Origin of the sequence: Bradyrhizobium sp. sGM-13 (assembly GCF_018398875.1) — a bacterium.
In the GTDB taxonomy this organism is placed as follows: Bacteria; Pseudomonadota; Alphaproteobacteria; order Rhizobiales; family Xanthobacteraceae; genus Bradyrhizobium.
Genome location: NZ_JAGWDK010000012.1, coordinates 63,502 through 83,207 on the forward strand (window position 1 = coordinate 63,502; position 19,706 = coordinate 83,207).

Annotated in this window: 15 protein-coding genes and 1 other RNA gene; 9 read left to right on the forward strand and 7 right to left on the reverse strand. The window is 63.9% G+C overall.

Annotation, left to right across the window (positions count from 1 at the left end):
• Positions 1–18: 18 nt before the first annotated feature.
• Together KJQ96_RS19750 and ffs are read right to left on the reverse strand one after the other, a co-directional pair.
• On the reverse strand, positions 19–1,863 hold the full coding sequence (locus KJQ96_RS19750; RefSeq protein WP_213288227.1) for a DNA polymerase III subunit gamma/tau: 1,845 nt from the start codon (positions 1,861–1,863) through the stop codon (positions 19–21).
• A gap of 108 nt (positions 1,864–1,971) precedes the next feature.
• Positions 1,972–2,068: signal recognition particle sRNA small type (ffs, locus tag KJQ96_RS19755), an RNA gene on the reverse strand.
• 245 nt (positions 2,069–2,313) lie between these two features.
• On the opposite strand from ffs, the gene KJQ96_RS19760 reads away from it, so the two are divergent.
• The 4 genes from KJQ96_RS19760 (at position 2,314) to KJQ96_RS19775 (ending at position 5,287) form a co-directional block, all read left to right on the forward strand.
• Positions 2,314–2,739: an HIT domain-containing protein gene (locus KJQ96_RS19760; protein WP_213288228.1), complete on the forward strand. Its 426-nt coding sequence runs from the start codon at positions 2,314–2,316 to the stop codon at positions 2,737–2,739.
• A gap of 4 nt (positions 2,740–2,743) precedes the next feature.
• A complete protein-coding gene (nudC, locus tag KJQ96_RS19765) occupies positions 2,744–3,694 on the forward strand; it encodes an NAD(+) diphosphatase (protein ID WP_213288229.1) in 951 nt (316 codons plus the stop codon).
• Positions 3,695–3,757: 63 nt separating this feature from the next.
• On the forward strand, positions 3,758–4,720 hold the full coding sequence (locus KJQ96_RS19770) for a sugar kinase (protein ID WP_213288230.1): 963 nt from the start codon (positions 3,758–3,760) through the stop codon (positions 4,718–4,720).
• 66 nt (positions 4,721–4,786) lie between these two features.
• Positions 4,787–5,287, forward strand: coding sequence for an Lrp/AsnC family transcriptional regulator (locus tag KJQ96_RS19775; protein ID WP_028351627.1), 501 nt, complete (start codon positions 4,787–4,789; stop codon positions 5,285–5,287).
• A gap of 155 nt (positions 5,288–5,442) precedes the next feature.
• Here KJQ96_RS19775 and KJQ96_RS19780 read toward each other — a convergent pair whose 3' ends face one another.
• The 4 genes from KJQ96_RS19780 to KJQ96_RS19795 all read right to left on the reverse strand — a co-directional run bounded on the left by KJQ96_RS19780 (position 5,443) and on the right by KJQ96_RS19795 (position 11,788).
• Entirely contained in the window at positions 5,443–6,942 is a 1,500-nt protein-coding gene (locus KJQ96_RS19780; protein WP_213288231.1) for a phosphomannomutase/phosphoglucomutase, read from the reverse strand.
• A gap of 116 nt (positions 6,943–7,058) precedes the next feature.
• Positions 7,059–7,562: a TIGR02281 family clan AA aspartic protease gene (locus KJQ96_RS19785; RefSeq protein ID WP_213288380.1), complete on the reverse strand. Its 504-nt coding sequence runs from the start codon at positions 7,560–7,562 to the stop codon at positions 7,059–7,061.
• A gap of 286 nt (positions 7,563–7,848) precedes the next feature.
• Positions 7,849–10,332, reverse strand: a complete 2,484-nt coding sequence (gene hrpB, locus KJQ96_RS19790; protein ID WP_213288232.1) for an ATP-dependent helicase HrpB — start codon at positions 10,330–10,332, stop codon at positions 7,849–7,851.
• 139 nt (positions 10,333–10,471) lie between these two features.
• On the reverse strand, positions 10,472–11,788 hold the full coding sequence (locus tag KJQ96_RS19795) for a UDP-glucose/GDP-mannose dehydrogenase family protein (RefSeq protein ID WP_213288233.1): 1,317 nt from the start codon (positions 11,786–11,788) through the stop codon (positions 10,472–10,474).
• A gap of 180 nt (positions 11,789–11,968) precedes the next feature.
• Here KJQ96_RS19795 and KJQ96_RS19800 point away from each other — a divergent pair, with 180 nt between their 5' ends.
• The 3 genes from KJQ96_RS19800 (at position 11,969) to KJQ96_RS19810 (ending at position 17,188) form a co-directional block, all read left to right on the forward strand.
• A complete protein-coding gene (locus tag KJQ96_RS19800) occupies positions 11,969–13,021 on the forward strand; it encodes an acyltransferase family protein (RefSeq protein ID WP_213288234.1) in 1,053 nt (350 codons plus the stop codon).
• Between the two features lie 206 nt (positions 13,022–13,227).
• The gene (gene polA, locus KJQ96_RS19805; protein WP_213288235.1) at positions 13,228–16,278 is read left to right on the forward strand and encodes a DNA polymerase I; all 3,051 of its coding nucleotides are present in this window, start codon (positions 13,228–13,230) and stop codon (positions 16,276–16,278) included.
• A 274-nt stretch (positions 16,279–16,552) separates the two neighbouring features.
• Positions 16,553–17,188, forward strand: coding sequence for a LysE family translocator (locus tag KJQ96_RS19810; RefSeq protein WP_213288236.1), 636 nt, complete (start codon positions 16,553–16,555; stop codon positions 17,186–17,188).
• Positions 17,189–17,305: 117 nt separating this feature from the next.
• On the opposite strand, the gene KJQ96_RS19815 is transcribed toward KJQ96_RS19810, so the two are convergent.
• On the reverse strand, positions 17,306–17,932 hold the full coding sequence (locus KJQ96_RS19815) for a glutathione S-transferase family protein (protein ID WP_213288237.1): 627 nt from the start codon (positions 17,930–17,932) through the stop codon (positions 17,306–17,308).
• Between the two features lie 263 nt (positions 17,933–18,195).
• On the opposite strand from KJQ96_RS19815, the gene pyrE reads away from it, so the two are divergent.
• Complete coding sequence (gene pyrE / locus KJQ96_RS19820; protein WP_065743861.1) at positions 18,196–18,759, forward strand: orotate phosphoribosyltransferase; 564 nt, start codon at positions 18,196–18,198, stop codon at positions 18,757–18,759.
• A 110-nt stretch (positions 18,760–18,869) separates the two neighbouring features.
• Positions 18,870–19,682: a DUF2865 domain-containing protein gene (locus tag KJQ96_RS19825; RefSeq protein ID WP_213288238.1), complete on the forward strand. Its 813-nt coding sequence runs from the start codon at positions 18,870–18,872 to the stop codon at positions 19,680–19,682.
• The last annotated feature ends 24 nt before the right edge of the window (positions 19,683–19,706 follow it).

Sequence of the window (19,706 nt, forward strand, 5' to 3'; positions counted from 1 at the left end):
GTCCTCTCGAGAGTCCGATCAGTCGTCGTCGCCGTCGGAAGTCTCGTTCAAGTCGTCAGTGATAATATCGGATTCCGGCGGCTCAGCGGCAAGCCTTCGCACCTCGACGACCTTGGTGCCGGGAAACCGCGCCAGCACCTCCTGCACGCGCGGATCGGCCTCGGCTGCGCGGGCATGCTCGTTTCTCGCTTGCTCGTTCTGCGAACGCAATGTCGGCTGGCCGGCCTCGTTGGAGACGATCACGGTCCAGCGCCGCCCGGTCCACAGTTCCAGCTTGCGGGAGAGGTCGTTGACCAGCCCCCGCGCCGCATTCCGCTCCAGAGCCACCTCAAGCCGCCCCTCCTCGAAGCGGACCAGCCGCATATCGGCTTCCAGCGCCGCCTTGGTCAGGAGATCGCGCTTTTCGCCGGCGAGCGCGACAAGCTGCGGGAAAGTCATGATCCGCAGTACGGGCGCGGAGTCCGTTTGTGCCGACGGCGCCGCCATTTGCGGGCGCGCGGACGCTTCCGCGCCGGAACGGGGCGGTGCCGGCGTCCGCATCGGCGATGCGGCAGACATTGAAGATACCGGTGCGGTGGGCGCAGCCCGTGACGGCGCCGCGCTGCCTGACGCGATCTGCGCGCCACCGCCGTTTTGGTCGAGCATCCGGATCGCCTCATCCGGCGTCGGCAAGTCGGCGACATAGGCGATGCGGACCAGCACCATTTCGGCGGCAGCCGCCGGCCGCGTTGCCGTCTGTACCTCGGTGATGCCCTTGAGCAGCATCTGCCACATCCGCGACAGCACCCGCATCGACAGCTTTGCGGCAAATTCACGGGCGCGGACGCGCTCGGTCTCGCCGAACGCGACGTTGTCGGCGGTGGCCGGGACGATCTTCACGCGGGTAACGAAATTGACGAATTCGGCGAGGTCGGACAGCACCACGACCGGATCGGCGCCGACGTCATATTGGCTGCGGAATTCGCCAAAGGCGCTGGCGATATCGCCGCGCGCCAGATGCTCGAACAGGTCGATCACCCGGGTCCGGTCGGCAAGCCCCAGCATCTGCCGTACCGCGTCGGCACGGACTAGCCCCGCCGCATGCGCGATTGCCTGGTCGAACAGCGACAGCGAATCGCGCACCGAGCCTTCGGCGGCGCGCGCGATGATGCCGAGCGCCTCAGGTTCGACCTCTACACCTTCCTTTTTCGCGATGTTGGAGAGATGTCCCATCAGCACGTCGGCCTCGACCCGGCGCAGGTCAAAACGCTGGCAGCGCGACAGCACCGTCACCGGGACTTTACGGATCTCGGTGGTGGCGAAGACAAATTTGGCGTGCTCCGGCGGCTCTTCCAGCGTCTTCAGGAAGGCGTTGAAGGCCGCCGTCGACAGCATGTGGACTTCGTCGATGATGTAGACCTTGTAGCGGGCACTGGCCGGCGCATAGCGCACGCTGTCATTGATCTGGCGGACGTCGTCAACGCCGGTATGGGACGCGGCGTCCATTTCCAGCACGTCCATGTGCCGGCTTTCCATGATCGCCTGGCAGTGCACGCCGAGATCCGGCATGTGGATGGTCGGCCCCTTCACCGAACCATCCGGCTTCTCGTAGTTGAGCGCTCGGGCCAGAATTCGCGCCGTGGTGGTTTTGCCGACGCCGCGGACGCCGGTCAGGATCCAGGCCTGCGGAATCCGGCCGGTTTCGAACGCGTTCGAGACGGTGCGGACCATGGCCTCCTGGCCGATCAGGTCGTCGAAACTGGAGGGTCGGTACTTTCGCGCCAGCACCCGGTAGGGCTTGGCGGTGGCGGGCTCGCCGCCGAGCTCCAAGCCACCCTTGCCGGCGCCTGATGTCATGTCGGGGGGAGCGCCAGCATCACTCATCGGTCGATCCGCAATTGATTGTCTCTCGGGGCCGGCTTGCGGATAGGAACGGAATCGAGCGCATGGCGCAGACTGGCCGCGTTCATGCGCGATTCGCTCGAAAAACAGGTAGGAGACTGACGAGCGACCCGATCCGGACCTCGTTAGGGCTGCTTCCTTCCGGACCTGACCCGGTTGGCGAGTGGCTCGTCCACCGCCAATCTCCCGGTCCCTATTTGGGGCCAAAAGGGCCGGAAAGCAAGCGGGGCTTTCCCTGTAATACTCCGCGTTTCCCTGTCATACCCCGCGAAGGCGGGGTATCCCGTACGCCGCGGCCTAACAGTAAAAACGGAAGGGGCCGCGACGTACTGGATCATCCGCTTTCGCGGATGATGACACCTTGGTATGAAACCAGGAGTGCCCCCAAAGGCACTTTATCGGCCCGCATGATCGGGTGCATGGGAACCCTTGATGCCCTCTGACGCCTCCGCCTGGTCGCTGCATTCCCAGCTCAAAAAGGACACCATCGATATCGGCGACCTGCCGCTGTGCAAGGTGCTGGTGATCAAGGACGCGCATTACCCGTGGCTGCTCCTAGTGCCGCGCCGGGCAGGTGCGGTGGAAATCATCGACCTCGACGATGTCGAGCAGGCGCAGTTGATGACCGAAATCTCCCGGGTTTCGCGGGCGCTCAAAGAGATCACCAAATGCGACAAGCTCAATGTCGCGGCGCTCGGCAATCTGGTGCCGCAGTTGCATGTCCATGTCATCGCACGACGCACCAGCGATGCGGCCTGGCCACGCCCGGTCTGGGGCGTGATGCCGCCGCTGGCGCACGACGCCGAGGAAGTTCAGAATTTCATCAACGCGCTTCGCCGCAAGATCTGGTTGGGTTGAATAGATGTCCGCATTCGACAAATATCCGCTGGGGAAGCCCGCTTTCGTTACTCATATTCTCGATCGCGCCGCGCATCTGCGCACCAACGACGAAAAACTGTTCGCGCTGGAGAACCAGCGCAACGCCAGCGCCTATGTGATCTACCGCGACTCGCTTCTGGTGAAGCAGGAGACGGACGGGCCGCGCGTGCTGCTCGGCGTCGAAGAGGCGGTGAAGCTCGGCGCCAATCCGGGCACCATCTTTCTGGGCCTGCGCGACGGCGCGCCGGTGTTCGGCATGGGCATTTCGGCGGCCGCCGTGGAAAAGCTGATGACGCGCGACGACGTCGCCGTGACCGAGCTGCGCGGCATGGCCATGCAGGGCACCGTGCCGCCGGAACAACTCTCCGCGATCGCCATGGCCAAATCGATGGTGACCTGGCATCAACGCCACGGCTATTGCGCCAATTGCGGCACCCGCACCGCGATGAAGGAAGGCGGCTGGAAACGCCAGTGCCCGAGCTGCAAGGCCGAGCACTTTCCGCGCACCGACCCGGTCGTGATCATGCTGGTTACACACGGCGATCGATGCCTCCTCGGCCGGCAGAAGCAGTTCATGCCTGGGATGTGGTCGTGCCTCGCCGGCTTCGTCGAAGCCGCCGAGACGATCGAGGACGCAGTCTGCCGGGAAATTTTCGAGGAATCCGGCATTCGTTGCACCGACGTGAGCTACTACATGACGCAGCCGTGGCCCTATCCGTCATCGCTGATGATCGGATGTTCCGCGCGCGCGCTCAACGAGGAGATCGTAGTGGACCGCGCAGAACTCGAAGACGCGCGCTGGTTCGATCGCGCCGAGGTCGCGCTCATGCACAAGCGCCAGCATCCCGACGGCCTGTTTGCCGCGCATCCCTTCGCCATCGCGCATCATTTGATTGGCCAATGGTTGCATGGCGGAAAGGATAAGAGCGCATAGCAGGGAACCGGCGCCTGCCAGCTCAATTGACTGGGGACTTGAATCGACATGACGGATTCACGCATGAACTTTCAGGACAAGGCGCCGAAAATACCTCCGCGTGTCCTCTGCATCGGCATGCCGGTGCGTGACCTCACTTTTCATACGCCGGGCGTTCCCGGGCGCGGTTCCAAGGAGAACGCCACCGCATTCGACGAAATCTGCGGCGGCAACGCGCTCAATGGCGCGATCGGCATCGTTCGGCTCGGTGGCCGCGCCTCAATTTGCGGGCCGATGGGCGACGCCAAGGAAGCATCGAGCCGCTTCATCTTCGAGCGGATGGCGCATGAGGGCATCGAGACAAAACATCTCATCCACATGCCGGGGCTGGTGACGCCGATCTCGGCGGTGATGATCGATCCTTCCGGCGAGCGCACCATCGTGACCTTCCGCGATCCCAAGCTGTGGCATGTGAAGTTGCCTGACTTCGATACGCTGCTGGACGATTGCGCCGCCATTCTCACCGAGAGCCGCTGCGCGGAATTCTGCACCGAGCTCTGCGCCGAGGCGGTCCGGCGCGGCATTCCCGTCATTGTCGACGTCGATCGCGCGATGTCGATGCGCGAGGGCCTGTTGAACGCCTCCACCCATCTGGTGTTCTCGAGCGAGCCACTGCAGGAAACCGCCGATGTTAGCGATGATGCCCAGGCGCTGAAAAAGATTGCAAAGCTGACCCCCTCGTTTCTGGCGGGAACCCGAGGCCCGAGGGGCACGATCTGGCTCGACGAGAACGGCGGTATCCAGGAAACCCCGGCTTTCCCGGTGCATACCGTAGATACCCTGGGCGCCGGCGACGTGTTCCACGGCGCGTTTGCGCTCGCGATCACCGAGAAGCAGGATTTGCGGCAAGCGCTTCGATTCGCCTCCGCCGCGGCGGCGCTGAAATGCACGCGCTTCGGCGGGGCCTTCGCAGCCCCGCAACGTGCTGAAGTTGAAGAGTTTTTGACTCACGGCCAAGCTGCGGGCCAGACCTCGGCCGGTCACTAGCGGCTTGCTATAGAAGAATTTTCTATATATGAGAGGATTAACCCTTTCATATGGAACATTCTTCTCATGACCGACCTAGCCGTTCAGCTCCCTGAAGCCAGCCGCCGGCTGGATGCCATCGACCGCAAGATCCTGACCGTGCTGCAGGAGGACGCCTCGCTATCGGTTGCCGAGATTGGGGACCGGGTTGGGCTGTCGTCGACGCCATGCTGGAAGCGGATCCAGCGGCTGGAGGCCGATGGCGTGATCCTGCGCCGGGTGGCGCTGGTCGACCAGAACAAGATCGGGCTCGGCATTTCCGTGTTCGTCTCGGTCGAGAGCGCCGACCATTCCGAGGCCTGGCTGCGAAAGTTCGCCGACGCCGTCAGCGCCATGCCGGAGGTGATGGAATTCTACCGGATGGCCGGTGACGTCGATTACATGCTGCGCGTCGTGGTCGCCGATATGGCGAGCTATGACGTGTTCTACAAAAAGCTGATCAGCGCGGTGCCGCTGAAGAACGTCACCTCGCGGTTTGCGATGGAGAAGATCAAGTCGGTGACCGCACTGCCGGTGCCGGCGGCGTAGGGACAATCGTATTCCCACATTCACTGTCCTCGCCCGCGAAAAGCGGGCGATCCAGTATTCCAGAGACGCCAGCGATTGAACCGAGAAGCCGCGGCGTACTGGGTCCCCGCGTTCGCGGGGAACGACAGTTGTGAGCGGGAAAGACTGCGCCCCCCTCAAATCTTCTGATTATACGCACCCACTTCCGGATGCGTGCGCAGCACGGAATCCATCGCTTCGAACATGTCGCGCATGCGCGCCTCACTTACCGGGCTCTCGACCACGACCACCAGTTCCGGCTTGTTCGATGAGGCCCGCACCAGACCCCAGCTTCCGTCCTCGACGGTGACGCGCACGCCGTTGACGGTGACGAGATCGCGGATCTTCTGGCCGGCGACCTTGTCGCCCTTCTTCTGCAGCGCTTCGAAATGCTTCACCACGGCGTCGGCGACGCCGTATTTGGCCTCGTCGGCGCAATGCGGCGACATGGTCGGCGACGACCAGGTTTTCGGCAGCGCGTTCTTCAGGTCCGCCATCGACTTATCAGGCGCGCGATCGAGCATCTCGCAGATCGCAATTGCCGAGACCAGGCCGTCGTCATAGCCGCGGCCGAACGGTTTGTTGAAGAAGAAGTGGCCCGATTTCTCAAATCCCGCCAGCGCGCCCATCTCGTTGGTGCGGCGCTTCATGTAGGAATGGCCAGTCTTCCAGTAGGCGGTCTTTGCGCCCTGCTTTTGCAGCACCGGATCCGTGACGAACAATCCCGTCGATTTCACATCGACCACGAACTGCGCTTCCTTGTGGATCGCCGACATGTCGCGCGCCAGCATCACGCCGACCTTATCGGCGAAGATTTCCTCGCCGGTGTTGTCGACGACACCGCAGCGGTCGCCGTCGCCGTCGAAGCCCAGGCCCACATCGGCCTTGTGATGCAGCACGGCGTCGCGGATCGCGTGCAGCATCTCCATGTCTTCCGGATTCGGATTGTATTTCGGAAACGTGTGGTCGAGTTCGGTGTCGAGCGGAATCACCTCACAGCCGATCGCCTCCAAAACCTGCGGCGCGAATGCGCCCGCGGTGCCGTTGCCGCAGGCGGCAACAACCTTCAGCTTGCGCTTCAGCTTTGGACGGCTGGTGAGATCGGCGATATAGCGTGCCGGAAAATTCTCGTGGAATTGATAGGAGCCACCGACCTTGTTGCTGAAATCGGCCTTGAGCACGATCTCCTTCAGCCGCGTCATCTCGTCGGGGCCGAAGGTGAGCGGGCGGTTGGCGCCCATCTTGACGCCGGTCCATCCATTGTCGTTGTGCGAGGCGGTGACCATGGCGACGCAGGGCACGTCGAGATCGAACTGCGCGAAATAGGCCATCGGCGTCACCGCGAGCCCGATGTCGTGCACCTTGCAGCCCGCGGCCATCAGGCCGGAAATCAACGCGTATTTGATCGAGGCCGAATAGCCGCGGAAATCGTGGCCGGTGACGATTTCCTGTTTCACGCCAAGTTCCGCAATCAGCGCACCGAGCCCCATGCCCAGCGCCTGAACGCCCATCAAATTGATTTCCTTCTCGAACAGCCAGCGCGCGTCATATTCGCGAAAGCCTGTCGCCTTCACCATCGGTCCGGATTCGAAATCATAGGTATTCGGAACCAGCACGGATTTGGGCTTCGGGAACATAAGATGACCTTGTCATGCAAGCGAGGGAACCGCAGCCATAGCGAAAGCGCAGGCCGCGCGAAAGGCGGGCCGACGCGTTTTGACCGTCAATTGCGGCGGTTTGGTAGCGGGTAACCCTACTGTTCCAGCACCATTCGGCCGTTGGCGTATTCGAAGCGCTTCAGCTTCGACAGGAACGACAGGCCGAGCAGGTTCTCCGAAAGCGCTTCGTCCGGCAGCACCACGGCGTCGACATCGCGCACCACGAGGCCGCCGAGTTCGATCATCGCAAGCCGCGTGCGCGCGGCTTTGATGGTGCCGTTGGCGGTGGTGACGGTCGCATTATAGTCGCTGCGCGAGGGACGCAGGCCGAAGCGGGCCGCCGACTTTTCGTTCAGCGCCACCAGCGAGGCGCCGGTGTCGACCATGAAGTTGATGCGTTGCCCATCGATGCGGCCATCGGCCTGGAAATGGCCGCGCGCATCGCGGGGAATGTCGAGGCTGCGGCCTGAGGCTTGCGCGACCGTTTGCAGGGGAGCTTTTTGAGGCGACGTGCTGACGGAGGCCGAGGCCGGCGACATCTTGTCTGCCATCTGCGCCATGTAGGTGCCGAGGCCGACCAGGACGGCGGCAAGGATCATCAGGTTACGCATCACGCCACACTCGATTCCAGACCGCCGATATCACCACGCCAGCCGCGCAACCGCGACTAACGGCGATGACCGGGCCCGTCATTTTGACGAAAAGGATGAGTGAAGTGTTAACGGGCTGCTCTTGAACCTCGCCTCGCTCTTTGCGGGAGAGGTCGGATCGCGCTTGCGATCCGGGTGAGGGGAGGTACAGGTCTGTCGATAGAGATCAGCTCGCGGATGGAGCCCCTCACCCCACCCCTCTCCCCGCGAAGAGCGGGCAGAGAGTTAGGATTTCTCACGTCCCGCGCGGCTTGACCCGGCGGGTCGGCAGCGCGGTGGCCGGGTCTTCCGGCCAGGGGTGGCGGGGATAACGGCCGCGCAGGTCGGAACGCACGGCAGCATAGCTGCCGCGCCAGAAGCCTGGAAGGTCGCGCGTCACCTGCACCGGGCGTTGCGCCGGGGACAGCAATTCGAGTACCAGCGGCACCTTGCCTTTGGCGATGGAAGGATGGGTATTAAGCCCGAACAGTTCCTGCAGGCGCACCGCAATGGTCGGGCCCTGCTCGGCCTCATAGTCGATCGCGAGCATGGTGCCGGTCGGAGCCTCGAAATGCATCGGCGCCTCGCGCTCCAGCCGCGCGCGCAATTCCCATGGCAACAGCGTCATCAGCGCGTCCGAGAGATCGCCGGGGGAAAAATCCTTCAGCGAGCTCTTGCCGTAGAGCGCGGGCACCAGCCAGTTCTCGGCTTGGGCTGCCAGCGCAGCATCCGACAGGTCGGGCCAGCTCTCACCTTCCGCCTTGCGCAGGAACATCACGCGGTCGCGCCATTGCTTCAGGGATTTCGACCATGGCAGCTTATCGAGCCCGGCGGCGACCAAGCCCGCAGCGAAGATGCGTGCGGTCTCTGTCGACGGCGACAGCGCCATCGGCGCTTCCGACAGCGTGATTGCGTGCAGCGTCCGCTTGCGACGCGCACGCAGCGCCATCGCGCCGCGATCGAACGAAATCTCTTCGGTGCTTTCGATCTGGTCGGCGAAATGCGATTCGATATCGCCTTGCGCGATCGGTGCTGCCAGCAGAATGCGTCCCTGGGCTGCGGTGCCGGTCAGTTCGGCGACCGCAATATAGGGCGCGCGCGCCAGCGACGAGGTTTGCTCGACGGCAGCGCCACGGCCGTTGGCGAGCACGAAACTGCCGTTGCCGCGATTGCGGGCGATCCGATCGGGAAAAGCAAGCGCGAGCATGACGCCTGTTGAAAGTTCGTCGTCAGGCAGGCGAAGCTGTTTGGGCTCGTTCGATGACACCTGCTGGGCCCAGCGCTGTGCGAGGCTGCGCGCGCTGGAAGCACGCGGCGAGCGGTCACGGCGGAACTGATCGAGCCTGACATCGAGATCGACGCTGTCGCCGCCGAGGCCGCGCTCGGTGAGAACAGCGGCGATTTCGGCGGCCTCTTCGCCGGCACCTAGCCGATGCGAATCCACGATCATGCGCGCCAGCCGCGGCGGCAGCGCCAGAGCCCGCAGGCTCTTGCCCTCTGCGGTGATGCGGCCGTCACTATCGAGAGCGCCGAGTTCGAGCAACAAGCTGTCCGCTTCCTTCAGCGCCGGCGCCGGCGGGGGATCGAGAAACGCCAGCGTCGCCGGATCGCGGACGCCCCATTGCGCGAGATCGAGCACCAGCGACGATAGATCGGCCGAGAGAATTTCGGGCTGGGTGTAGGCGGCGAGCGACGCCGTTTGCGGTTCGTCCCACAGCCGGTAGCACACGCCGGGCTCGGTGCGGCCGGCGCGGCCGCGGCGCTGATCGACCGCGGCGCGCGAGGCGCGCACGGTCTCGAGCCGCGTCAGGCCGATATCGGGCTCGTAGCGCGGCACCCGCGCCAGGCCGGAATCGACGACGATGCGGACGCCCTCGATGGTGAGCGAAGTCTCGGCGATCGAAGTCGCCAGCACGACTTTGCGTTGCCCCTTCGGTGCCGGCGCGATGGCGCGGTCCTGCACGGTGGCCTCCAGCGCGCCAAACAGCGGCACGATCTCGACGCTCGCATCATGAATCCGCTCACCAAGAAAATTCTGCGTGCGGCGGATTTCGGCAGCGCCCGGCAGAAACGCCAACACCGAGCCGGGATCGGCGCGCAGCGCGGTCGCGATCGCATCCGCCATCTGCCGCTCGATGGGTGCGTCCGCCTTGCGGCCGAGATAACGCGTCTCCACCGGAAAAGCGCGGCCTTCGCTAGCAATCACTGGTGCATCGCCGAGCAACTTGCCGACCCTTGCGCCGTCGAGTGTCGCCGACATCACGAGGATGCGCAGGTCCTCGCGCAGGCCGGTCTGCGCATCGCGGGCGAGCGCGAGCCCCAGATCGGCGTCGAGCGAACGCTCGTGAAATTCGTCGAACAGCACGGCACCAACGCCGTTCAACTCGGGATCATCGAGAATCTGGCGTGAAAAGATTCCCTCGGTGACCACCTCGATCCGGGTCGCGCGCGAGATCTTGGAACCGAAGCGGACGCGATAGCCGACGGTCTCCCCTGCCCGCTCGCCGAGCGTGCGCGCCATTCGTTCGGCGCTGGCCCGCGCCGCGATCCGCCGCGGCTCCAGCATGATGACCTTTTTGTCCTTCAGCCAGGGCGCATCGAGCAGCGCCAGCGGCACCCGCGTGGTCTTGCCGGCCCCGGGAGGGGCTACCAGCACCGCGGTATTGTTTGCCGAAAGCGTACGCCCGAGCTCTTCGAGCACCGCGTCGATCGGGAGAGGTGTGTCGAATGTAAGAGGCAATATCTCTCATCCGTCATCACCAGCCTTGTGCGCAATGGGGCGCTGGAGCGGGTGATCCAGTAAATGCAAACGCTACTGATTACGAAGACCTTGCGTACTGGATACCCGCCTGCGCGGGGCATGACAACTGTGGTTGCGGCTACACCTTCGGCTCAGGCGCCCGTCCGACACTCTCATACGTAAAGCCCTGGGCGGCCATGTCCTCGGGGCGGTAGATGTTGCGCAGGTCGACCACGATGGGATGCGCCATTTCATTCTTCAGGCGCTCCAGATCAAGCGCCCGGAACTGGACCCACTCGGTGACGATCACCAGCGCATCGGCGCCGCGCGCGCATTCGTAAGGGTCAGTGCAATATTCGATCTCGGGCAGTTCCTTCTTCGCCTGCTCCATGCCCACCGGATCGTGCGCGCGGACTTTCGCGCCCATGTCGAGCAGGCCGGTGACGAGCGGAATCGACGGCGCCTCGCGCATGTCGTCGGTGTCGGGCTTGAAGGTGAGGCCGAGCACCGCCACCGTCTTGCCGCGCAGGCCGCCGGTTGCATTGGAAACCTTGCGCGCCATCGCCCGCTTTCTGATGTCGTTGACGCCGAGCACGGCCTCGACGATGCGCAGTTGCACGTCATGATCCTGCGCGATCTTGACCAGCGCGCGGGTATCCTTCGGAAAGCAGGAGCCGCCGAAGCCCGGGCCGGCATGCAGGAATTTTGAGCCGATGCGGTTGTCGAGCCCGATGCCGCGCGCGACTTGCTGCACATCGGCGCCGACTTTTTCCGAGAGATCGGCAATCTCGTTGATAAAGGTGATCTTGGTGGCGAGGAACGCGTTGGCCGCGTATTTGATCAGTTCGGCGGTGCGACGCGCCGTGAACATCAACGGCGCCTGGTTGAGCGACAGCGGCCGGTAGACATCGCCGAGCACCTTGCGCCCGCGTTCGTCGTCGGTCCCGACCACGATACGGTCAGGGAATTTGAAGTCGCGGATCGCGGCGCCCTCGCGCAAAAATTCCGGATTGGAGGCGACCACAACGTCGGCCGATGGATTGGCCTCGCGGATCAACCGTTCGACCTCATCGCCAGTGCCGACCGGCACGGTCGATTTGGTCACCACCACCGTGAAGCCCGACAGCACGGCTGCGATCTCGCGCGCGGCGCTGTAGACGTAAGTGAGATCGGCATGGCCATCGCCGCGCCGCGAGGGCGTTCCGACCGCAATGAACACGGCGTCGGCTTCCGCCACCGGCGCGCTCAGGTCGGTGGTGAAATCCAGCCGCTTGGCCTTGACGTTGGAGGCCACCAGCGCGTCGAGCCCGGGCTCGAAAATCGGGATCTCACCTCGGCGCAGGGCTTCGATCTTGCCGGCGTCCTTGTCCACGCAGGTAACCTGGTGGCCGAAATCGGCAAAGCAGGCGCCGGATACCAGCCCCACATAGCCCGTGCCAATCATGGCGATTCGCATGAAAACAATCCGTATTTGATGGTTAACGCCAATCCCGATTTTGCGGGCGTCTTAGAGCATTTTTCATCAAAGGGGAAACCGGAAAAAGCGCCCGATCCTGGCATGTGCTTTGTATGGATAAAGAAGAAAGCAACGGATCGGGCCGAAGATGCGGCCGCCTCGCGCCGAAAAGGGACACCGATGACTTCAAACGGTACATCCGCCGTCACGGAACGCTCCACCCGCATCGACTGGGTGGACTACGCCAAGGGCATCTGCATCGTCATGGTGGTGATGATGCATTCGGTTCTGGGGGTCGAAGCGGCGGCCGGCCAGACCGGCTTCATGCATGCGTTCGTGATGTTCGCAAAACCGTTCCGGATGCCGGACTTCTTCCTGATTTCGGGCCTGTTTCTTGCCATTGTCATCGACCGTGACTGGCGCACCTATCTCGATCGCAAGGTCCTGCACTTCGCTTATTTTTATGTGCTGTGGGTGACGATCCAGTTCGGCTTCAAGGCTCCTGGCTTCGCCGCTGAATCGGGTTGGCGGCATGTCGGATTCATGTATCTGGGATCCTTCATCGAGCCGTTCGGCACGCTGTGGTTCATTTATTTGTTGCCGGTGTTCTTCGTTGTCACAAAACTGTTGCGTGGCGTCCCGCCGCTTGCGATCTGGCTCGCGGCCGCGGCGCTCGAGATGGCGCATATCACGACCGGCTGGACCGTGATCGACGAATTCTGCGGGCGTTTCGTCTATTTCTATTCCGGCTACCTATTTGCCAATTACGTGTTCGCGTTGTCGGACCGCGCGCGGGCGCGCCCGGCCCTCGCACTCGTGGGCGTCGCGTTGTGGACGCTCGTCAACGGCGCGCTGGTCGTATCCGGCTTTGACGAATGGCCGCTCGTGTCGCTGGCACTCGGCTTTGCGGGCGCCGGCGCCATTATCGTCATGGGCACGCTGCTGGCGCGCATGCAGTGGCTGAACTCCCTGCGCTATTGCGGCGAGCATTCCATCGTCATCTACCTCGCCTTCTTCCTGCCGATGGCAGTGACCCGAACGCTGCTTTTGAAGACCGGCCTGATCGCTGATATCGGGATGGTCTCGCTGATCGTGACGGTTGCAGGCGTCGCGGGAGCGGTGGTGATCTGGCGCCTGGCACTGGCGCTGCGGGCGAACTTCCTGTTCGAGCGCCCGGCTGCGTTCTGGATCGTGCCGAAAAAAGCCGCACCGGCACTGCAGCCGGCGGAGTAATCTCTATCGTCGTCCCTGCGCACGCAGGGACCCACAACCACCGCTCCCCGCGGTTACATCGGCTATCGCCCCGGCCCAGTACAAAACTACTCTCCGGGATTATGGGTCCCTGCGTGTGCAGGGACGACGAAAATTGGCTGTGCGGCAATCCCAAATTACCGCCCCTCAAGGCTGTCATTCCGCGCAAAAATCCCTAAATTTCGGCCATGCCGAAATCAGCCCCCAAAGCCGCCGCGAAACCTGCTCCCGCCAAAACGCCTGCCAAGGCGCCCGCCAAAGCCCCTGCCAAGGGCGACCATGTCTTCCTGGTCGACGGTTCCGGCTACATTTTCCGCGCCTATCACGCGCTGCCGCCCTTGAACCGCAAATCCGACGGGCTGCAGGTCAATGCCGTGCTCGGCTTCTGCAATATGCTGTGGAAGCTGCTCCGCGAAATGCCCGAGGATAATAAGCCGACGCATCTGGCGGTCGTGTTCGATAAATCGGAGATCACGTTCCGCAACAAGCTCTATCCCGATTACAAGGCGCACCGGACAGCGGCGCCGGACGATCTGATCCCGCAATTCGCGTTGATCCGCGAGGCGGTGCGCGCGTTCGATCTGCCCTGCCTGGAACAGGTCGGCTTCGAGGCCGACGACCTGATCGCGACCTATGTCCGCATTGCCTGCGAGCGCGGCGCCACCGCCACCATCGTGTCCTCGGACAAGGATCTGATGCAGCTCGTGACCGACTGCGTCACCATGTACGACACCATGAAGGACCGGCGCCTCGGGGTCGCCGAGGTGATCGAGAAATTCGGCGTTCCGCCGGAAAAGGTCGTCGAGGTGCAGGCGTTGGCCGGCGATTCCACCGACAACGTGCCGGGTGTACCCGGCATCGGCGTCAAGACCGCAGCACAACTGATCGTCGAATATGGCGACCTGGAAACGCTGCTGCAGCGCGCCGGCGAGATCAAGCAGCCGAAACGGCGCGAGGCGCTGATCGAGAACGCCGAGAAGGCGCGGATCTCGCGGCAACTGGTGTTGCTCGACGACAAGGTCGATCTCGAAGTGCCGCTCGACGACCTTGCCGTGCACGAGCCGGATGCGCGCAAGCTGATCGCATTCCTGAAAGCGATGGAATTCTCCACACTTACCCGCCGTGTCGCCGAATATTCGCAAGTAGATCCCGCCGATATCGAGCCGGATGCCGGCAACAAGAGCGGCGCCAGTGTCTTCGCGGTGCCGCCCTCGGGCAAGAAGCCGGAGGGCTATGAAGGCGCGACGTTGGATAGTCCTCCCGCCGGCAAAGCTGGCCCCGCGCCGGGCAAGACCGGCGGCGACAAGCAGGACAAGGCGGCGAGCCACAAGGGTACGCCGATATCGCTGGCCGCGGTCCGCGCAGAGGCCGCGCGAAAACTGCCGGTCGATCGGACCAAGTACCAGACCATCCGCACGTTCGATGAGCTCAATGCCTGGGTTGCGCGGGCCTATGACGCCGGCACGTTTGCGATCGTCGCCAAGGCGAGCTCGGACGATCCAATGCAGGCCGACATCTGCGGCATCGCGCTGGCGCTGGCGCCAAACGACGCCTGCTATCTTCCACTCACGCACAAGCAATCGGGCGGCGGCGCTGGCCTGTTCGATGCTGGCCTCGCGCCGGACCAGATCACGGCCGCCGAGGCGCTGGCGGCGCTGCAGCCGCTGTTGGAATCGCCGGGCATTCTCAAGATCGGCTTCGACATCAAGTTCAGCGCCGTGATGCTGGCGCAGCACGGCGTCACCCTGTGCAACGTCGACGACGCGCAATTGATGTCGTACGCGCTCGACGCCGGACGCAATTCACATGCGCTGGGCTCGCTCGCCGAACGTTGGTTCGGCCATGCTGTGATCGGCGAAAGCGAGCTAATCGGCAACGGCAAGAGCAAGCTCACGTTCGACCAGGTGGCAATTGACAAGGCGACCGCGTATTCAGCCGAAAGCGCCGACGTGATCCTGCGGCTGCATCGCGTGCTCAAACCGCGCCTCGCCGCTGAGCACATGATGACGGTCTATGAGACCCTGGAGCGGCCGCTGGTCACCGTGCTGGCGCGGATGGAGCGGCGCGGCATCTCGATTGACCGCCAGGTGCTGTCGCGGCTGTCGGGCGATTTCGCCCAGACCGCGGCGCGCGTCGAGGCCGAGTTGCAGGAGATCGCCGGCGAGCCGATCAATGTCGGCAGCCCCAAGCAGATCGGCGACATCATCTTCGGCAAGATGGGAATCCCCGGCGGCACCAAGACCAAGACCGGCGCGTGGTCGACCTCGGCGCAGATCCTCGACGAACTCGCCGAACAGGGTCATGAATTCCCGAAGAAAATTCTGGAGTGGCGGCAGGTCTCGAAACTGAAATCGACCTATACCGACGCGCTGCCAAATTACGTGCATCCGCAGACCCACCGCGTGCACACGACCTATGCGCTGGCTGCGACCACCACGGGGCGGCTGTCGTCGAACGAGCCGAACCTGCAGAACATTCCGGTTCGTACCGAGGACGGCCGCAAGATCCGCCGCGCCTTTATCGCAACGCCGGGCCACAAGCTGGTGTCGGCGGATTATTCGCAGATCGAATTGCGGCTGTTGGCCGAGATTGCGGACATCCCCGTTTTGAAGCAGGCGTTCCGCGACGGGCTCGACATTCACGCCATGACGGCGTCCGAAATGTTCGGCGTGCCGATCAAGGACATGCCGGGCGAAGTGCGGCGGCGCGCGAAGGCGATCAATTTCGGCATCATCTACGGCATCTCGGCATTCGGCCTTGCCAACCAGCTCGGCATCGCCCGCGAGGAAGCCTCCGCCTACATCAAAAAGTACTTCGAGCGATTCCCGGGCATCCGCGCCTACATGGACGAGACGCGGGATTTCTGCCGCACCAACGGCTACGTCACGACGCTATTTGGCCGGAAGATGCACTACCCCGACATCAAAGCCTCCAACGCCTCGATCCGCTCCTTCAACGAGCGCGCCGCAATCAACGCGCGCCTGCAAGGCACCGCCGCCGACATCATCCGCCGCGCCATGATCCGGATGGAAGATGCGCTGGCGGAGAAGAAGCTGTCGGCGCAGATGCTGTTGCAGGTGCATGACGAGTTGATCTTCGAGGTGCCCGACGACGAAGTGGCGGCGACGCTGCCGGTCGTGCAGCGCGTGATGCAGGACGCGCCGTTCCCGGCGGTCGTGCTCTCGGTGCCGCTGCAGGTGGATGCGCGGGCGGCGAACAATTGGGACGAGGCGCATTGAGAGCTGCTCACGCGGCGCTCCTTAACCTCTCCCCGCTTGCGGGGAGAGGTCGGATCGCCTCGGCGATGCGAAGCATCGTCCGATCCGGGTGAGGGGGTACCGGAATCACCGCATGCAGAGCTCGCGGAGAGAGCCCCTCAGCCTCTCCCCACAAGAGCGGTGCGAGGGAGCGCACCGCCGATGCGGCCTCAGCAAATGTCCTCGGAGCAATATACGAAATGACATCGCGGGTTCCCGCACGTTAGAAACATGTACACCCTCCCGCGAGTCTCCCATGCCTCACATCACAACTCTGCTCGGCTTCGCCCTAGTCTCGCTCGGCATGGTGCTGACGCCGGGGCCGAACATGATCTACCTGATCTCGCGCTCGATCACGCAAGGGCCCGGGGCCGGCATCGTCTCGCTCGGCGGTGTCGCGCTCGGGTTCGTATTCTATATGCTGTGCGCGGCGTTCGGGATCACCGCGCTGGTGTTCGCAGTGCCCTATGCTTACGACGCGCTGCGGTTTGCCGGCGCGGCCTATTTGCTGTGGCTGGCGTGGCAGGCGCTGAAACCGAATGGGCGCTCGCCGTTTCAGGTGAAAAAGCTGCAAGTCGACGGCCCGCGCAAATTGTTTGCGATGGGCTTCGTCACCAATCTGCTCAATCCGAAGATCGCGATGCTGTATCTGGCGCTGCTGCCGCAGTTCATCGATCCGGCTGTGGGAAGTGTGCTGGCGCAGTCGCTGGCGCTGGGCGCGATCCAGATCGTGATCAGCGTCAGCGTCAACGCGATGATCGCGCTCGCCGCTGGGTCGATCGCAATGTTTCTCGGCACGCGGCCGAGCTGGCTGTTGATCCAGCGCTGGCTGATGGGAACGGTGCTGGCGGGACTTGCAGTGAAGATGGCGTTCGAGGCGAAAAGGGCGTGACGCCGGTCGTCATGCCCCGCGAAGGCGGGGCATCCAGTACGCCGCGGCCTCTCGGTTTGATTACGAATTTCCCGGAGTACTGGATCACCCGCTTTCGCGGGTGATGACAACAACCGCTCAATCCAACTTCGCTTCCATGCCGCGCTTGGTCGCCGGGCGGGCCATCATCGCGTTGTACCAGCGCTCGACGTTCGGAAAATCCTTCAGCTCCACCTTGTGGCGCGGGTGGCGCCAGGCCCAGCCGAGGATGGCGAAGTCGGCGACCGACAAGGCATCGGCGACGAACTCCCGGCCCTCCAGCCGACGGTCGAGCACGCCGTAGAGCCGGCGCGTCTCGGCCATGAAGCGCTTGAGGCCGTAGGCGCGGTCGGCCTCGTTCTCCAGCGCGATGAAATGATGCACCTGGCCCGGCATTGGCCCAAAGCCGCCCATCTGCCACATCAGCCATTCATAGACCGGGATACGCTCGGCCAGCGGCTTGGGCAGGAACTTGCCGGTCTTCTCGCCGAGATAAAGCAGGATCGCGCCGGACTCGAAGATGCCGACCGGCTTGCCGCCGGGGCCGTCGGGATCGACGATCGCCGGGATCTTGTTGTTCGGGCTGAGCTTGAGAAAGGCGGGCGCCATCTGCTCGCCCTTGGTGATGTTCACCGGGATCACCTTGTAAGGCAGCCCCATTTCCTCCAGCGCAACCGAGATCTTGCGGCCGTTCGGCGTGTTCCAGGTGTGCAGTTCGATCGTCATTTTTGTGATCCCCGCGACCCGTCTCCGCCAAGGCTCCGCCGGGGTTTGCGATAATGGGTCCGCCGGAGCTTCAGCGAAGGCGACAAGCGGGGTATCCAGTACCCCGGAACTTCGGGGCGTTACAACCGCCGCTGCGGAATACGGGGCCAGCCGCTTTCGCGGATGCCGACATGGTGCCCTGTTGACGGCGTCGGATCAGCGCTGGAATCTGCTCTGCAGCGCCGATAGATTGCGCCCCGCCTGAAACCTTCGGGGAAACCGCCTTGTCCAAATCAGCCTCCCGCGCCCGCCTCGCCGAGATCATACGCAAGCGCTCGTTCGGCCGCGGCGAGATCACGTTGGCCTCGGGCCGCAAGAGCGACTTCTACTTCAACCTCAAGCCGACCATGCTCGACCCCGAAGGGGCGGCGCTGTTGGCGGAACTGACCTACGAGGCGCTGAAGGACGACAATCTCGATTTCGTCGGCGGGCTGGAGATGGGCGCGGTCCCACTGGCGGGCGCGATCGCGCAGCTCTCCTGGATCAAGGGCCACCCGATCGCCGCCTTCTTTGTGCGCAAGAAGCCGAAGGAACATGGCGCCCGCCTCGCGGTTGAGGGGCTGGCCAAGGGCGAGACTCTGCAGGGCAAGCGCATCGTGATCGTGGAGGACGTCACCACCACAGGCGGCTCGGCCTTGAAGGCGGTCGAGGCCGTGCGCGAAGCCGGCGGCGAGATCGTGCTGGTGCTTACGATGGTCGACCGCGAGGAAGGCGCAACCGAAGCCTTTGCCGAGGCAGGCCTTGAGTTTCGTTCGTTGTACAAGGCGGGTGAATTTTTGAAGGGGTGAATAGGTCTTCCCCCGCCCCCGCTCATCACTCATTTACCATCCGCCGTTAAGGTTACCCGAACTGAAGCCGTCGCGCTTCAGCGCGTTTGTTGCGTTGGGTGGAGTTGGCGTTGCGTACAGAGTTGGCTTTTTTCCGCGTGCGGCGCCGCGCGACGTTTGTTGCCGCAGCGATCCTTTCGGGCGCTCTCCTGCTCGCGCCCGGCAGCGTTTCCGCCGAAGGCCTGTTCGATTTCCTGTTCGGCGGCGCGCAGAAGCAGCAGACGCGGCAAGCGTCACCGCAGGCCAATTTCTTCGCCGATCCTTTCGGCCTCAATCAGCAGCCATCAGCGCCCGCCCCGGCCCCACGCGTGGCGGGCTCCGGGCCAGCGTTTTGCGTGCGAAGCTGCGACGGCAAATACTTTCCGCTGACCATGCGCGGCACCGCCTCGCCGGTGCAGACCTGCCAGGCGTTCTGTCCGGCCAGCGTCACCAAGGTGTTTTACGGCAGCAACATCGATCATGCGACCGCCAGTAACGGCGAGCGTTATGCCGACAGCGAGAACGCCTACGCCTATCGCAAGGCGCTGAGCGCCGACTGCACCTGCAACGGCAGAAGCCCGTCCGGGCTTGCGCCGGTCGATCTCACGCTCGACACCTCGCTGCGCTCCGGCGACGTCGTCGCCACCACCGACGGTCTGGTGGCCTATACCGGCGTGCGCCTGGGCGCCGACCACACGGCGGAGTTCACGCCAGTCGCCTCCTATCCCGGCCTCACGGCGGATGTCCGCGCCCGGCTCGGCGAAATGAAGGTCGCGCCGGTCAGCGCCGAGATGGTCGCCGGCACCGCGCCGCTGCCCGAAGCACGGCGCGACGACGAACTGCCGACCGCCTCGATCCCGAAGACGGCCGCGCCGAAAGCGGCGAAGCGCGCGGAAGCGCGATAGGGCACCCGCAGTACGCCGCAGGGC